This is a genomic window from Lentilactobacillus hilgardii (assembly GCF_009832765.1).
Taxonomy (GTDB): domain Bacteria; phylum Bacillota; class Bacilli; order Lactobacillales; family Lactobacillaceae; genus Lentilactobacillus; species Lentilactobacillus hilgardii.
In genome coordinates this window covers 344,253-359,852 of sequence record NZ_CP047121.1, presented here as the reverse complement: position 1 = coordinate 359,852, position 15,600 = coordinate 344,253, and the positions used below count along the sequence as shown (strand labels likewise).

At 39.0% G+C, this 15,600-nt stretch carries 14 protein-coding genes; 5 read left to right on the top strand and 9 right to left on the bottom strand.

Going from position 1 to position 15,600, the window contains the following annotated elements:
- Positions 1 to 9 precede the first annotated feature (9 nt).
- From GQR93_RS01650 to GQR93_RS01640, 3 genes are all read right to left on the bottom strand, one after another.
- Positions 10 to 2,061: a glycosyl hydrolase 115 family protein gene (locus tag GQR93_RS01650; protein ID WP_003551708.1), complete on the bottom strand. Its 2,052-nt coding sequence runs from the start codon at positions 2,059 to 2,061 to the stop codon at positions 10 to 12.
- A gap of 49 nt (positions 2,062 to 2,110) precedes the next feature.
- A complete protein-coding gene (locus GQR93_RS01645) occupies positions 2,111 to 2,470 on the bottom strand; it encodes a hypothetical protein (RefSeq protein ID WP_003551706.1) in 360 nt (119 codons plus the stop codon).
- Between the two features lie 101 nt (positions 2,471 to 2,571).
- Positions 2,572 to 4,167: an MFS transporter gene (locus tag GQR93_RS01640; RefSeq protein ID WP_003551704.1), complete on the bottom strand. Its 1,596-nt coding sequence runs from the start codon at positions 4,165 to 4,167 to the stop codon at positions 2,572 to 2,574.
- A 366-nt stretch (positions 4,168 to 4,533) separates the two neighbouring features.
- On the opposite strand from GQR93_RS01640, the gene GQR93_RS01635 reads away from it, so the two are divergent.
- Positions 4,534 to 5,370 (top strand): helix-turn-helix domain-containing protein, encoded by an 837-nt coding sequence (locus tag GQR93_RS01635; protein WP_003551702.1) that lies wholly within the window; start codon positions 4,534 to 4,536, stop codon positions 5,368 to 5,370.
- 226 nt (positions 5,371 to 5,596) lie between these two features.
- On the opposite strand, the gene GQR93_RS01630 is transcribed toward GQR93_RS01635, so the two are convergent.
- The 5 genes from GQR93_RS01630 to GQR93_RS01610 all read right to left on the bottom strand — a co-directional run bounded on the left by GQR93_RS01630 (position 5,597) and on the right by GQR93_RS01610 (position 11,569).
- Positions 5,597 to 7,018 carry an NAD-dependent succinate-semialdehyde dehydrogenase gene (locus GQR93_RS01630; RefSeq protein WP_003634401.1) on the bottom strand — a complete coding sequence of 474 codons (1,422 nt, stop codon included), beginning with the start codon at positions 7,016 to 7,018 and terminating at the stop codon, positions 5,597 to 5,599.
- Between the two features lie 317 nt (positions 7,019 to 7,335).
- On the bottom strand, positions 7,336 to 8,691 hold the full coding sequence (locus GQR93_RS01625; protein ID WP_159298624.1) for an MFS transporter: 1,356 nt from the start codon (positions 8,689 to 8,691) through the stop codon (positions 7,336 to 7,338).
- Between the two features lie 146 nt (positions 8,692 to 8,837).
- Complete coding sequence (locus GQR93_RS01620; protein WP_003551696.1) at positions 8,838 to 9,287, bottom strand: universal stress protein; 450 nt, start codon at positions 9,285 to 9,287, stop codon at positions 8,838 to 8,840.
- Positions 9,288 to 9,316: 29 nt separating this feature from the next.
- On the bottom strand, positions 9,317 to 10,915 hold the full coding sequence (locus GQR93_RS01615) for an Nramp family divalent metal transporter (RefSeq protein WP_003551694.1): 1,599 nt from the start codon (positions 10,913 to 10,915) through the stop codon (positions 9,317 to 9,319).
- 189 nt (positions 10,916 to 11,104) lie between these two features.
- A complete protein-coding gene (locus GQR93_RS01610) occupies positions 11,105 to 11,569 on the bottom strand; it encodes a winged helix DNA-binding protein (protein WP_003551692.1) in 465 nt (154 codons plus the stop codon).
- A 119-nt stretch (positions 11,570 to 11,688) separates the two neighbouring features.
- Here GQR93_RS01610 and GQR93_RS01605 point away from each other — a divergent pair, with 119 nt between their 5' ends.
- From GQR93_RS01605 to GQR93_RS01600, 3 genes are all read left to right on the top strand, one after another.
- Entirely contained in the window at positions 11,689 to 12,279 is a 591-nt protein-coding gene (locus GQR93_RS01605; protein WP_003551690.1) for an NAD(P)H-dependent oxidoreductase, read from the top strand.
- Between the two features lie 87 nt (positions 12,280 to 12,366).
- Positions 12,367 to 12,603, top strand: a complete 237-nt coding sequence (locus GQR93_RS15540; RefSeq protein WP_003551688.1) for a tyrosine-protein phosphatase — start codon at positions 12,367 to 12,369, stop codon at positions 12,601 to 12,603.
- A 28-nt stretch (positions 12,604 to 12,631) separates the two neighbouring features.
- Positions 12,632 to 13,207, top strand: a complete 576-nt coding sequence (locus tag GQR93_RS01600; RefSeq protein ID WP_369074037.1) for a tyrosine-protein phosphatase — start codon at positions 12,632 to 12,634, stop codon at positions 13,205 to 13,207.
- A 36-nt stretch (positions 13,208 to 13,243) separates the two neighbouring features.
- On the opposite strand, the gene GQR93_RS01595 is transcribed toward GQR93_RS01600, so the two are convergent.
- Positions 13,244 to 14,137, bottom strand: coding sequence for a helix-turn-helix domain-containing protein (locus GQR93_RS01595; protein ID WP_003551684.1), 894 nt, complete (start codon positions 14,135 to 14,137; stop codon positions 13,244 to 13,246).
- Between the two features lie 542 nt (positions 14,138 to 14,679).
- Here GQR93_RS01595 and GQR93_RS01590 point away from each other — a divergent pair.
- Positions 14,680 to 15,591, top strand: a complete 912-nt coding sequence (locus tag GQR93_RS01590) for a PLP-dependent cysteine synthase family protein (RefSeq protein ID WP_003551682.1) — start codon at positions 14,680 to 14,682, stop codon at positions 15,589 to 15,591.
- Positions 15,592 to 15,600: the final 9 nt, after the last annotated feature.

Genomic DNA, 15,600 nt, shown 5'->3' with positions numbered 1-15,600 from the left:
CCGATTTTTTTACAGATGATCAATTAATCGTTCCCGAAGTTTCTCAGCTAATTTATCATCACTCATTGCCGGCCGTGTGTTTGACAATGTCATCACCCTGGCTTCCGCGGTTGCCTTGATAAAGTGGTGCTCCCATTTGTCTTCATCATCACTATCACCCAACGTTCTTAGGTAATGACGCAGGAATTCGAGCTGTGAAACGGCCAATGGCACATTGTTATAGCCATCATTTTTATAAAAGTCACGCCATTTTGTTGATGGATTCGTCTTTTCAGCAATCGTAATTTCATTTAAGTATCGGTATGCTTCATCAGTCACCAAGAATGGCTTAACGTAATCATCAGACTTCTTCGCTTTAGACACTTCCTGATATGCTTCAATGACCAAATGAAATGCTTTTAAGCCACGTGCTTGATTAATCACGCTTAAATACAAATCCCCATATAAACGTCGGGAATCTTCCTGATCTAACGTCAATAATAATTCTCGAACCTGCAGTAACAAAGTATCCCAATCTGCTAGTTTAGGTGTAATAAGTTGATCCAATTTCTCCAATGATTTATCCAATTTTGCATCACCGACTACCCAGCCCGCATCACTCAATTTATCTTGACCACTAACCCAAGCCTTAATAAGGCGTCGAATTAAATAAGGTGCAAACTCATCACCGGCCGTTTCATCCGTATGTGGTCCATACTGAACGATTGCTTGCCAGTATTGATCATATAATTGAACGACCTCATCACGCTTTTTGGCATAATAATGAGTAACATAATCTTTCAAAATAGTTTCATTATTGCGTGCCGAATAATCAGTCAACCACGACTTGGCAACTTCTCTTAAATAGAGAATATGAGGTTTGATGCTTCCGGTATTAATTAATTCCAGTGTATCAAAATGATGCTGACGAACCTTCATTAGCTCAGAAGATACAAAAGCCGGACTATTTGACAGCAAGCCTAAAAAATTGGAAGCCTGAAGATCATGAAAGGCCACATGATAGTAAATCCCCCGCTGACGATGTTCAGGATTGGCAGCTTCTAGAATAGGTGACCGTGGATTATCCAACCCCTGACGTCTGGATACCATTTTCCCATAACCACTATCGGCCCAAATCTCAATAATATCATTTGGTACTTTAATCAGCCCCTTATTGTAGAGTCCGGTTAATTCACCATACACATTCAGGGCCATGGGTGCACCTGGATCAAGTTCCTTTACCATGTTGTATTGTTCTTTAATAATTCCATTAATAACGTCGGCAATCGCGTGATCATCCCACTTTCGACTGTCATCGTCCAGCCAGAAAGGCTTATCACCCTGACCACGAAAGCCAAGACTATAAATGGTTGGTGTCCCTTTTTGTTCCATAATGGCATCCCGCCATAATTTTCTAAATAAGTCAGGATACTTGATAAACGAAGCCGTTAAGGTTGGATATTCCCGGGCAAACATTTTAGCACCCAACGGTTCAGCATGATGGTGTGCAATCATCAAGCCAAATTCTTTGGCCGGCTGTCTATTGATTTGCGAATTAATGTCCGTTCCCGGAACAATGAGGTTGCACCCCACACGCAAGGCTGTTTCAAAAATTCGCTGCCAAACGTATCTTTGAGAATCATGGTCTTCCCAGCCCATAATTAATAATTCATCATTAACAAACCAGCCACGATATTTGGTTTGAAATTCAGGAAGATGCAAATCAAAATTCGTCCATTTAATTGTGTCTTTAGTTACGGGAAGTTTATCCATCCAGTACCAAAAATCATCTACACCCAGTATCTCCCTTGAGATTGCAAGGGCTCCGTACATAACACCAAGCGCAGTCTTGGCTGTCAATTTCACGATATCAGCAGATACGAATGCAATCCGGTAAGCATCACCTTCTACCGTTGCTTGTGGATCAAGTATCAGCTCAATTCGGTTTTCATCTACGTCCTTTGTAGTTACTTTTTCAATATCCCGTTGTAAAATCATACTGGCGTTTTTTAACACCGGATTCCTAAAATCGGATGCTTTTACAATCGTTTTTTTTGAGATAATAAACGCTTTTTCAGCCAATTGTTTCTCCCTTCTGAATATCCGTTACTATTGATAACACCTTTAATGACTACTGATCATCACTGTCTGGAACACCCGCAACCACTTGAAAGACATCGGCTAACGACATATTCTGATCAGCAAATTTCTTGTGTAAAATTAATTTTCTGAAGTCTTCAATAGACATCTTTTCAGTTTGCTTGAACGGTAATGCCGTCGACTCGTTCTTTCCAGCTTGATTTATTCCTGTTATCAACGTGATCACCAATCCATCATGGCTATCCAGTCGCACAGTGTAATGTTCATAGTATGACGGAATGTCATATGAACCGCTTAATTCCTGATGTTCTTTAAAATAGTTCGTGATAAAGTCTTTAAATGTTGTTTCAGACTTTAACGCTTCTTTCCAATTCGATCCATTTTCTGCCATAATGAAGCCTCCTATTTCAGCGATAAACCCGATATATAATAAACAACATGGTCCGATCGCTTTCCGGATTCATGCCATTTGTAATTAAAAATTGATATAAGCTATTTTTGAATCGTTGGCTTATCATTTTTCTTCCAAAAATCAATCGAATCATATTTAACACCGGTAAGATCCTCACAAACCGCCTTGGTGTGTGGATCAACATCTTTCATGCTGCCGCCCTTTTGAAGACGCCCTAGTTCCTGAGCCAGAACCTTAAAAGTCTTCTTGCTCAAGTGGAATCGAGCAGCAAAGAACATTGCCAGCAGAATCATAAATCCGACACCACCGGATACGATGAAAATAATCATGTTGGTTGCACTTTGTGGTTGAGAAACCGCACCACTTGCTGATTGACGGAAGTGTGCAAAATCAAGCAAATACCCGGCAACAACCGACGCAAGCCCTTGGCTAATTTGATTGATAAAGGTCATCACTGATGCAAACAATCCGGCACGATTCTTACCAGTTACCAATGTATCCAAGTCCGGGATAAATGGAAAGACGTTCCAAGGTGCAAAGTACAAAATGTACAGTCCAACTTCATAGAATGACATACCGACAATCAGCCAGACCATCATGTGTGCCGGACGTGTCAAAGCAACAAATGCCCAATTGGCCGCACTTATCAAGATCAATGAGTAGCCAAAGATATAAAGTGATCGATAAGTAAACTTTGTCACTGCAAAGCCAGCAATAATCGTTACTGGAATTGAAACGATACTCAGAGATTGTAGGAATCCCGAAACACTGGTCGACATTCTCAATACGTAGACGATGTAATAAACGAACACAGTGGAGAACAAAATTGTTGCGAAATAGGAACTTAGATAAATCCCCATGTGTAATCTGAACGTCTTAATTTTAAAAGTCGAGAAGTAGTTTTTAAGCTCTGATTTAAGATTAGGCTTCTGACCATTATTTTCTTCCAATGCTTCAGCTTCAAGCTTTTTGGCTTCCTTCTTGGTCACAAAATGTTCCCAAGTAGTGTGGTAAGTAATCAGAATCAGGAAGAATGTTGCAACTGAAAAAATAACTTGCATTAAGATATAGGGTTCAGGTGATGACTTAGGAAAATACTTGAATAATTGGGCAGGAACAAATTGGGTTAACATACCACCTAGTCCGGCTAAAACCATTCGCGTCGTTGACATCTTGGTTCGCGCATTGAAGTCCTTGGTCATTTCATTAGGCAGCGTTTCCCAAGGAATCTGAAGTGTCGACATCAGAACTGTCACAATCAGATAAGTAATTAAATAATACCAAAAGTTCATTCCAGCAACCCACATCGTAATTGCGATCAAAACTGCGGGAGCCGCAGCTAAAATAAACAAATGACGCCGACCGTATTTCCGGCCTATTTTATATTTATAAACATTATCTGAAATATTTCCCATTATCAGAGAAACAATGGCATCTGCCACACGACCAATCAGGAAAATAGTAGCTCCTTGACCGGCACTTAAACCAGCAAAGGTGGTGTAGAAGAACATCAACCAAGCCCCAACCAGTCCCTGCATCGAAATACTGAAAAATGAGAAAGCACCAAATCCAAGTGAACGCCAAATACCAACTTTGCCACGACTCTGATAAATCCGCTTATTGGCGTATTCATCCCAGCCATCGTGAACAACTGATTGCTTATTATTTGTATCCATTATCGAAGAACCCTCCTATAGTCTTAGAATCCGCTTACACTTCTGATTAATGCCGAATTTTCATTTGACCTCAATCATCTTTTTAACCATTGCAATGAGTAAACAGGAAACACACCGGACAATATTGATTAAATATAGAGTTAATAATTGCTGTATTGAAGAACCTGTTTACTTAATGGTTAATCTTTTGTACACTGATAATTGTAAGCGATTTATTTCGCATGTTCTTTGCAATTCAACATTCATTTATTGCAAAAAGGAACATTTAAAAGATAACAATTCTTCACCGTAATTGATAGCGCTACCAAAAAGTGTCGCTTTTGTCAGTTTTCGCAACTTACTATTGCAAAAAAGGAGGTTTTGCTGATGAATATTATTGATATGCCGGCAGACGGCACGATAAATGAGGACGTTGTTTGTGCCCACAATCAAAGTCGATATCACGATACACCGTTTCACCAGCATAGTAATCACTACGAACTTTATTTATTTCTAGCCGGTAATGCCACCTTTTGGACCCGTGCGTCCGCTTACCCAATGAAACGCGGCTATTTGGTTGCCATCCCCAACGGTCATTGGCATAGAGCCGTCACTAACGATGACAGTCTGTATGAACGCATCTTTTTAAATATTCGGACTAATCTCGTAAAGGATTTTTCAACCTTTGATACCGACTTATCAACGTGTTTCAAGGTTGACAAATCAAAAGAAATCAACATTCTTAAGTTGAATGAAACAGATTTGTCTGAGTTTGTTTCACTTTGCGATAAATTAATTGCAGTGCTTGATCAGCCAACTGCTTTCGGAAATGATATCCGGGAACGAATTTTACTGTCAGATATTCTCCTATTAATTAATCAGGTAGACAATATCACGAACCAACCCCAAAACATTATTCCAGCATTGCTGCAAAATATGATTCGATTCATTGATACTAATTTAGCTAACGATTTAAGTTTATCGGCGATTAGTCAGCATTTTTATTTAAATCAAAGTTATCTTAACCGCTATTTCAAACGATACATGGGCTTATCGATTCATAAATACATCAGTGAAAGTCGAATCAACCAAGCAAAGATACTACTGAAAGCTGGAAAATCAGTCACAGACGCCTGTAATCAATGCGGTTTTGGAAACTATAGTAATTTTATTAGGGCGTTTACAAGATATGTTGGCATATCACCAGGCAAATATAAAAAATAACTATATTCCTGAATGCAAAAAAGATCGACCGACAATTTAAACTTGTCAATCGATCTTTTTGTTAAGGAGAATGAGATCAGTCATTAATATTTAATAACTGTAAAGTTGGTATTGCTACACCGAAAAGAGTCATCAGTTTGACGCCAATGTGAGAAGTCCGGTGTCGCAGACGAGTTATTCTCAAAACAATACAAAAATATCATGTTAAGGTTTTATCATCAATCCACTATTCAGGATCTGTTGCCACAAGACCACCAGCCAAATTACCTAAATCTGGTTTGTCTGTTTTAACGATTAATTGTTCGTTAACAAATGCCATTTGACCAATGTGGCTCATTTCACGGCCATAGCCTGACAACTTGACACCACCAAATGGTAATTCAGGTAAGGTTGCCATGAAGTTGTTAACAAAGACCATTCCGGTTTCGATTTGACCGGCAACTTCTGCACCGTGATCGGCGTCACCTGAAAATACGATGCCACCTAAGCCGTAAGGAGAATCATTAGCAATATCAATTGCTTCTTGTTCACTATGAACCTTATAAACAGAAGCAATTGGGCCAAACAATTCAGTCTTAAATGCTGGATTATCTTTATCGATATCAGTCAAAATTGTTGGCATGAAGAATTGGCCTGGTAAGTCAATATGTTCATTACCATAAGCAACTTTTGCACCGTGAGCAATCGCATCATCAAGTTGGCTTTGCAGTTTATTTTTAGCTTTTTCAGTATTCATTGGTGCTAAAGTCGTTGCAGGATCCATTGGATCACCCGGCTTAACAGCAGCAAAATGTTTCTTCAATGAATCCAAGAACTCGTCATAGACGTTGTCCATAACAATGAATCGTTTGGAAGAGGTACATACTTGTCCACAGTTATAAAGACGTGCACGCCATGCAATGTCATTAACCGCATCCATGTCAGCATCACCTAAAACAACAAATGGATCCATACCGCCAAGTTCCATTGTGTTTTTCTTGAGGTTCTTTCCGGCAGCACCGGCAACAGCTGTCCCACCACGTTCAGAACCGGTTAAAGCAACGCCTTGGACACGAGGGTCTTCAATTGCTTCTGTAACTTGATCATATGATAAGAACAAATTAGTCAATGAACCCTTTGGAGCACCTGCTTCAGCTACAACATCGGCAAACATCTGAGCAGATGTTGGTGTATTAGCAGCATGCTTCAGAATCATAGGATTACCTACCATAAAGTTTGGTGCAAATACACGCATAATCTGATAATAAGGGAAGTTCCAAGGCTCGACCATCATAATCACACCGGTTGATTGATGACGAATTTCCGCCTCACCGGTCGCAATGGTATCAATCTTTTCGGATTTCAATAAGTCTTCACCATGATCGGCAAACCAGTCAGCAATAATTGCAACCAGTTCAACTTCACCCTTTGATTCACGGTAAAGTTTTCCCATATCTACCGTACAAGCTTTTGCTAATTCATCCGAATGTTCACGTAACTTTGCCGCAACATTATGAAGAATCTTAGCACGCTCTGAAATCGGTTGCTTACGCATTGTCTTGTATAAGTCATGTCCCGTTGCAAGTGCTTCCTGCAATTGATCTTCTGTTGCATTAGGATATTCCTTTACGACTTCATTGTTGTAAGGATTAACAGTTTTGTATGCCATAATATGCTTCCTCCTAAATATAGACTTCTCAAACGTCTCACAATCTCAGACAGTCACCCATGCATAGGTTTAACTGTCTATGTATTATCATGTGATAAACATTTATGCGTCTATTAGAAGAATAGCACACTTTGAAAGTGGTTACAATAAATTACTTTGTGATTTACAAAAGTGAGTACATAGTCAACTATAGCTTAAAATATTTCGTGTAAATATTTTACATTCACAAAATAAAAGCAACTAAAAAAGCACAGTATCAATACTGTGCCCTTGAAAATTATTCATTATTTTATAATTTTATCCAGTTTTGGAAATAATTATCTTGCCTCTGCGACCCGTTCGGCAGTCGTATCCTTAATCATCATTGCCAACCCCATTGCGGCAATTTCCATGACCAAGAATGTTGCAAATACTGCATTAAAGTTACCATTTCCAAGAATAACCGTTGCTAACACAATTGCAGTAGATCCAAGAATCTGTCGGAAAGTTGCAATAATCGAAGAGCCGTGGGGAATTAACTCATTTGTTAATGAATTGGCTCCTAATGTCGTCGCAGGCATCATTGCAAACGCATTTCCGGCTTCAATTATCATTGAACAAATAATGGCAACCCAAACGCTCTTTAAACCAGAGAGAATCAGTAGCATCCCCCAGCCGACAATAAACAAGCCAAAGCCAATTGTAATAACCGGTTTGAACCCTATCCTATCGGCCAATTGACCACTTCTGCGATTCAGCCATGAAAGAAGAGCAGCGGCCGGGACCAATGCCATTCCTGACCAAAACGGTGTCATTCTAAGAGCTTGTTGATAATAAAGCGGCATGATAATCGTCACTGTAATTAAAGACATGTAAGAAAGTGAAGTCAGTGCAACTCCCAAGTCAAAATTGCCAATCTTTAAAATGTCCAAGCGCAATAAGGGCTCTGGCATTCTCAACTGACGGCGAACAAATAGATACAGCAGAATCATTGAAACACCCAAAATAATCCAATTAAGATAACTTCCACTTGTCATATGAGAAATTTCGTTAATAAAATACAACAATCCAATAATTCCCAATGACATAAAGACTGAAATAAAATCAAAGTTGGTTGATTTTAATTTTAATGGGCTTACAACCGTTTTCAAAGCCAGTATGAAAACAACCGACAATACAACCAAGAAGAAAGCAAAGATTGCCTGCCAATTCATCACTTGTAAAATAACTCCCGAGATAATCGGGCCAACAGCAAGTGCTGATCCCATAACCAGTCCAACTGTTCCCATGACACTACCTCGTTTATTTTGTGGTGTAATCTCCAAAATAATGGACTGGTATGAAGGAAAAAGTACCCCGACACTAAACCCTTCCATTAATCGCCCAACCATCATTATTGGGAAATTCGGTGCAAAAATAACAATTAACGTTCCAACCACAAAATTAACTAATAAAGTAAGATACAATGGTTTGAATTTAAAGTTATCCATCAACCATGGTGACAGCGGCATTACTACGGACATGATCAACATAAATCCTGTCGTTAACCAAGCCACCGTGCTGGCCGGCAAATTAAAATACCGCATAAATGTTGGATAAGCCGTCGAAAGCGATGATTGACTAATCGACATCGTAAACGTACCTAATAGTAACGTTGCTACAAACCATTTTCGGCTCTTTTCTGTAAGTTCCATCTAAATCCATCCCCTAGTATCTACGGTAAAATATGTAAAAGGGAGCCGGTACAAATATTAATTGCACTTAGCTCCCTTCAGTTTTATCGTATATTCAATTCATTTCAATTGTATTCTTGAAAGTAACGAGTTGCATCAATTTAGTTCTAACGAACAACCATTACTGAAATTGGTGCATATTTTGCCATATAGGCTGCCTGTGATCCAAAATACTTTCGAACACCCTTTTTCGAAAGTGAACCAACAATGAGTAAGTCGGCCTTAACAGCAGGAATCACCTTTTTAACGATTGTTTCGCCGGGATCTCCCTCTTCGACAACCGTATCAACAGTCTTAACACCGGAACGTAGTGCTAAATCTCGATATTCCTTTAGATGGGCAACTAATTCTTTTCGCTCACCATGAACATAATCTTTGCTTAGCGCCTGATAAACATTCATTTCTTCATTTTCAAGAATTGAAGCGATGACCAACGATGCACCCGACAGACGAGCTTCAGAAACTGCATACCTAAAAGCTAATTGAGCATCAGGTGAGTCATCAACACCTACTAAAATTCGTTTAAATTTTGTGTGTGGAGAATTCTCATTATCCATTTGATGTATACCCTCCGATAACTTTAAAGTTAATTTTCACTCTTACTTTCATCATAATGCTCTTCGGTCGTTTCAAACCGTTTTGGCATCTTGTTTCTGCTTGACCACATATCATAAATGGTCCAAATAAGAAGTAAGATAATGCCGGCAATAATAACGTAAGCAATCGTATGAGCTAATGATAACTCACTTGCAGAAGGATTGTTACCAAAGAAACTGGCAATATTATCCGGAAGTCCTTTCATGTTTAAGAAAGTTAAACCTAAAACAGAAATCCAGCCAAGAATCTTAACCCACATTGTATTTTTAAACCGGTCTCCCATTTCCTTAGGATTATCAGTCATCATTAACAATGGCAGCATTGAGAAGGGCAGTGCAAAGGCTAAGAAGACTTGAGAGTTATTCATCAGTGTGTTTAAGGCCTCATGTTGTTGAATAGCCGTTTGACCACTTGTCATGGCAACACAAATCAGAACAGGAATAACTGAAATCAAACGGGTTACCAATCGACGAAGCCAAAGAGGCATCTTCATATGAATAAACCCTTCCATGATAACCTGACCAGTTAAGGTACCGGTAATAGTTGAATTTTGGCCTGAAGCCAACAATGCAACAGCGAATAGGACTGACAAGATACCGGATTTTGCAACGGCAATCAGTAAACCATTACTTAACATTGAACTATTGGACAAAGCTTGGAACAATCCAAAGAATGATGGATCCTTCACAGCGCCTGTCTTAAATACCGCAACACCCATAATTAACAGTAATGAATTGACAACAAAGGCAAATGATAATTGAATGTTGGAATCCCATGTTGTGAAACGAACTGTTCGGGCAACATCTTCCTGATCGCTGTGATCAACTTTTCGTGTTTGAGAAACAGCAGAATGCAGGTACAAATTATGGGGCATAACCGTGGCACCAATAATTCCAAGAGCACCGGTCAAAGGTGTTGATCCGTTAACGTGATCCGTGCCGGAAAATGTTTGACCGGTTGGAATCAAGCCTTTAAAAATAGCACCGAAATCCGGATTGGAAAGTGCAACTTCATACACGAAGATGAAAAGAATAACCAAAATCAAGCAAACAACGATTGCTTCGATTTTTCTAAAACCAACCTTGGTTAATAATAGCAAAAGCAAAACGTCAAAAACCGTTATAAATACGGCATAAACAAGTGGTATGTGGAATAGAAGATAAAGGGCAATCGCAGCACCAATAACTTCCGCAATATCAGTCGCCATAATAGCTAATTCAGTTAATATCCATAAAACATACCCAAGCGTTTTACTGGTTCTGGCTCGAATTGCCTGGGCCAAATCCATCTGTGACACAATACCCAGTTTAGCCGCCATGTATTGAAGCAACATCGCAATTAAACTCGACATTAAGATAACAGACATGAGTAGGTACTCGAAATTTTGACCACCAGTAATTGAAGTTGACCAGTTACCGGGATCCATATATCCAACGGCAACTAATGCACCAGGCCCCGAATACATAAACAACGTTTTCCAGAATCCTCGGCCCTTCGGAACTTCAATTGTTCCGTTAATTTCTTCCAATGAAGGTCCATTTGCATAGTGAATCAAATGTTGCTTCTTCGGAGCTTTATCTTTTACCATTTTTCATAGGTACCTCCTTTTAATTTCAAATCCAATACTACCATAATCTAATCTAAAGTAAATATGAATTTAGGAGCACCTAACTTAATAATTGTAAGTGTGTAAAACAGGATTCGTTAATTAACGCTGATGAAACCGCTTATCATATTAGTAAAAAAAATAGTCAAAAAATTTAGTGCTTACTTAATTTCACTCTCGCATTTGATTAACGTTACGCAAAAAATCGTTAATTGTTTTTAACTCATCTTTCGAAAAATCCATAGCCAATTGTTGGATTTTCTGATTCATTTTTTGATGGTACTCCATGTGAAGCCGGTTTGCTTTCTTGCCATCGTCGGTTAAGCTAACGTACGTATCTTTACGATTATCAGGCTTATGTTTTTTTATGATCAGGTTTACTTTGGATAATTTTGCAATGATCTTCGAAACGGCTCCCTGGGTTAAAGGCAATTTAGAAACAATTTCCGAGATTCTAACATCCTCCTGACCAATGGCTTGAATGACATGTAAATCGTTTATTGTCACGTTTTTGATCACAGGCTCCGGCAAAACGTTTGAGTCTTTAATGACTGTTAAAATCCGTTGATCAACATCCTTGCTGCGAAAAATGGTTAATTCATTTTGAATATCGTTAAGTAGCTTTTGCTTTTTCATTTTTAAATTCCTCGGAATGTATTTGACATTTTATTTTTAATGCTTATACTGATTATATTCCTTGGAATGAAAAATAAAAAGTGAAACTTACACGTGTTAATAAAGAAGGTTATTAAACAATGAAAACAGTTATTATTTTCGACCATCCCTATACCTTGGCGGCTAGTGATAATCAACCCCATTTTCGCAGCTATAGTGCGGCACTGGCCAAAGCGACAATCAATCGCTTAAAAGAAATGAATCAGGAAGTCGATGTGATTGATTTGCACGCAGATCATTTTGATCCCGTCATGCACCAAAACGACCTTTCCAATTGGCGCAAAAAACAATCCATCAATTCTCAGGTGGATCAATACTTTGAACGATTATCATCGGCCGACCATCTTATTTTTATCTTTCCGATCTGGTGGGAAGTTATGCCGGCCATGACTAAGGGGTTTATTGATAAGGTTTTCAGTAAAAATCGGCTAGTATCCGCCCATCCCCGCATTGTTTTACCGAAGAATCCAACAATTAAATTTTTTACTGTCTCCGGCACTCCGACAATACTATACCGTTTGAAATATGGAAACCCGATTGAAAAGGCCCTCTCACGGGGTACCTTTAAAAAGCTCGGTTTAAAGAAGGTTAATTGGTATAACTTTAATGCGGAGGATCAATCTGCAGCAAAGCGGGAAAAGGCATTGAAAACAATCGGAAAGTATTTGTAATTCCTGTTATGATTAGGTTAAAGATTTTAGAAAGAAGCGACAAACATTATTTTTAAAAGGGACCTGTTCATACTTGCTGGTTTTGCAATGATGACCATCAATTCTGTCAATCAGTCCCAGGTTTATGCTAAATCCCGATCCATTCACGGTACCCCTGTTCAACTCCACGGGACTTCAAACACGTTTGATCTTGGTGGCATTAAAGCCAAAAATGGCATGACTATCAAACCAAATAGACTGATTCGTTCTGATTCACTTTCTAAGCTCACTTACAAAGACAAATGGCGCTTGGATAAGCAAAGTCACTTTACGGGTTGTGATTGATTTTCGCTCTACCGCTGAAATGCATCAAATGCCTGATAAAGAGCTGTCATATGCCGTCATTCATCATCTTAGCGTCATGGCCGATCCCCGTTTTGGTGTGCACAGCCCAAAACAATACGCTGTTCAGTTAGCTCACAGACAGCCAAATAATATGCAGCTGTTTTATAAAAAAATGGTGACCAATCGTCACAGCATCAAAACCTATCAAAAAATGTTCAAATTGTTGTTAAACAACCGTTCAGGCGCCGTGCTTTACCACTGTACTCACGGAAAAGATCGAACAGGAATTGCAACAATGTTAATCCTATCCAGTTTAGGAGTCCCCAAAAAGGCAATTTTTCAGAACTATCTTCAATCAAATCAAGCATTAAGGTCCTTTAATAAGATTGAACAGCATCAAATAAAAAGAATAACGCATAACCGTCGCACACTACTAAACCTAAAACGTTCCCAAATGGCAAGCAGATCGTATTTAAGAGCCGCTTATTCAGCAATTGATCATCAATCGGGCTCAGTTAAAAACTATTTGAAACACAAAATGAAATTATCAAACAGTGCTATTTCAACTTTGCGCAAAGACTATTTAACAAAACACCAGCCTTAGTTTTTATCTTTCGAGGAACGACCAAGGCTGATGTTTTTATTTAGTTTTATATTGATTTTGATACCGCTCAATTCTCGAAATCAGCTTTTGATTACCGTTAAATTTGGCAAAGGCGTAAGCGTCTCGAATTGTTTCATTGATGATAGCCTGTTTAACATGTTGTCCCTCAAAATTACGGGCAAGTCGAAACTGGGCCCGAGCCACGTAAAAAGTGACGTGTCGCTTTGAACTCATATGAATTAAAGATTGCAACAGCATATTTCCGGTCACAAAATCTTCTCGATACGAATAATAGTTGCCGGTGTAAAACAACATTGTTAGTGTTTTCCAAATATCATCCACGCCATACATCCGTTGATTTTGAAGCTGTTGAGGCATCTTTGAGAAATAAAAATCTGCCCGCTCAAAATTTTTCCCATGCTCGTAAGCAATTCCCAGACCAACATACGCCAATTGAGAAAAGATTGTCTGATGTTCTTCATCTAACCCATTTAAAATCTGATCAAAACAAAAAACGGCATCGCTTGTCGGATAATCACTAAGTGCAAATAAATATCCCTTAATAAACAAATATTCCATTTTTGTATCATCGTCATCCATTTGATCCATTGAAATATCAGAGAGTGTTGCTGCAACATCTTCATATTCCATCGTGATTAAATTAAACTCCGCCTGATGAAGTTTCTCCAACAATTTGGAATCCCGATCAACAGGGCCAGGAAAGATATCACTCAGCGATAGTCCTAGTCTTTGGCATAGTTGAGTTAAAATTTTTGTTGAAATCATCTTCCCACCATTTTCAAACTTACTAATGGTTGCCTGCGTACAGATCCCTTTTGCCAGTTCGCTTTGAGAAAAGCCAAGCTCTTTTCTTCGGGCAATAAACTTTTGAATATTCATAACGAATCCTTTCCAAATATGCTCTTCCATGCGTTCTTTAAGTTGAATTCAGTTTACTTAAATTTTGATAATATATCAAGTTTTTATATATCATGTCGTATGTTTTTGGAATATCAATAATCACTTCAGTTTGTTGGTTTAATTCCTTACTAGCATATTTATTCTTACTTAACCTCGCCTAAACATAGTCTGCTTATGAGATATTCATTAAAGTAGCCGCCCTGTTCTCACCGTTTTTTCACTTTTCTTCTCAAAAACGGTTGACTTCCACCACGGAATTAGGTATATTGATGACAACAAAATTTCGGAGGTGTCATTATGAATCAATCAATGTTTAATGTGATTAATTGTTGCTGTCGAACAACGCGTTTTTGGCGATGTTCGGCCTGTTAGCATTGACATTTTTTGAGGAATAATGACCTTAAAGAGTTCAATGTCCACTTGGCTGGAGTTGAACTAAGGGCGCGAAAATTCTGGATTTCAGAATTTCGCGCCCTTTTTATATCAAAAAAGTCATCCTTCCTAAAACCGACAGGCAAACAATCGTATCATCATTCAGAAAGGAACTCACCATGATAATCAATTCGGTTTCACAACTTATCGGGCACACACCATTAATTGATCTTCAAATCGATGTGCCTAACCACAGCCATATTTATGCCAAACTGGAAATGTTTAATCCGGGCGGCAGCATCAAAGACCGCCTCGGCCAGTATATGATTCAGGATGCCATTAACCAGGGCAATGTCACTGAGGGACTAACCACCATTATCGAACCTACTGCCGGTAATACCGGTATCGGTGTTGCCCTTGCCGCACAACAACATCACTTGCCAACCATCCTAGTCGTACCGGAAAAGTTTAGTTTTGAAAAGCAACAATTGATGAAAGCACTTGGAGCAAAGCTCATCAACACCCCCAGTAATCAGGGTATCAAGGGTGCTATTCAAAGGGCTTATAAACTCCAAGAACAAACACCAAATAGTTTTGTTCCAATGCAGTTTGAGAATCCTGCAAACCCCGACACCTACTACCACACACTGGCTCCGGAGTTGATCGAAGACATTGACGGCCCGATCGACGCATTCGTTGCCGGTGCAGGCAGTGGTGGTACCTTTGCCGGAATTGCTCGTTATTTAAAAGAACAAAATGACAACACCCAAACCGTTGTTGTCGAACCGGAAGGATCCATTTTAAACGGTGGGCCAGCTCATTCCCATCGAACAGAAGGCATCGGTGTAGAATTTGTCCCGCCATTCTTTGAGAAAGTTCAAATCGACCAAACTTTAACAATTCCTGATTCAGATGCTTTTAACCAAGTTAAAGAAATGGCTCAACACCAAGGCTTATTCATTGGCAGTTCCAGTGGAGCCGCATTAGCAGCAAGCTTAAAAGTAGCTTCTCAATTGCCCGAAAACAGCACGATTGTCACTGTTTTCCCAGATAGCAGCGAGCGTTATATGAGTGAAAATATTTACGATTAAAAATAAAAA

What these genes read in the sequence shown, in the direction of transcription:
- GQR93_RS01600 (WP_369074037.1), top strand. Translation starts at nt 12,632, where the DNA reads ATGCCTGATAAAGAGCTGTCATATGCCGTCATTCATCATCTTAGCGTC.
- GQR93_RS01625 (WP_159298624.1), bottom strand. Translation starts at nt 8,691, where the DNA reads ATGGAACTTACAGAAAAGAGCCGAAAATGGTTTGTAGCAACGTTACTA.
- GQR93_RS01610 (WP_003551692.1), bottom strand. Translation starts at nt 11,569, where the DNA reads ATGAAAAAGCAAAAGCTACTTAACGATATTCAAAATGAATTAACCATT.
- GQR93_RS01640 (WP_003551704.1), bottom strand. Translation starts at nt 4,167, where the DNA reads ATGGATACAAATAATAAGCAATCAGTTGTTCACGATGGCTGGGATGAA.
- GQR93_RS01615 (WP_003551694.1), bottom strand. Translation starts at nt 10,915, where the DNA reads ATGGTAAAAGATAAAGCTCCGAAGAAGCAACATTTGATTCACTATGCA.
- GQR93_RS01605 (WP_003551690.1), top strand. Translation starts at nt 11,689, where the DNA reads ATGAAAACAGTTATTATTTTCGACCATCCCTATACCTTGGCGGCTAGT.
- GQR93_RS01620 (WP_003551696.1), bottom strand. Translation starts at nt 9,287, where the DNA reads ATGGATAATGAGAATTCTCCACACACAAAATTTAAACGAATTTTAGTA.
- GQR93_RS15540 (WP_003551688.1), top strand. Translation starts at nt 12,367, where the DNA reads ATGATGACCATCAATTCTGTCAATCAGTCCCAGGTTTATGCTAAATCC.
- GQR93_RS01590 (WP_003551682.1), top strand. Translation starts at nt 14,680, where the DNA reads ATGATAATCAATTCGGTTTCACAACTTATCGGGCACACACCATTAATT.
- GQR93_RS01645 (WP_003551706.1), bottom strand. Translation starts at nt 2,470, where the DNA reads ATGGCAGAAAATGGATCGAATTGGAAAGAAGCGTTAAAGTCTGAAACA.
- GQR93_RS01635 (WP_003551702.1), top strand. Translation starts at nt 4,534, where the DNA reads ATGAATATTATTGATATGCCGGCAGACGGCACGATAAATGAGGACGTT.
- GQR93_RS01595 (WP_003551684.1), bottom strand. Translation starts at nt 14,137, where the DNA reads ATGGAAGAGCATATTTGGAAAGGATTCGTTATGAATATTCAAAAGTTT.
- GQR93_RS01630 (WP_003634401.1), bottom strand. Translation starts at nt 7,018, where the DNA reads ATGGCATACAAAACTGTTAATCCTTACAACAATGAAGTCGTAAAGGAA.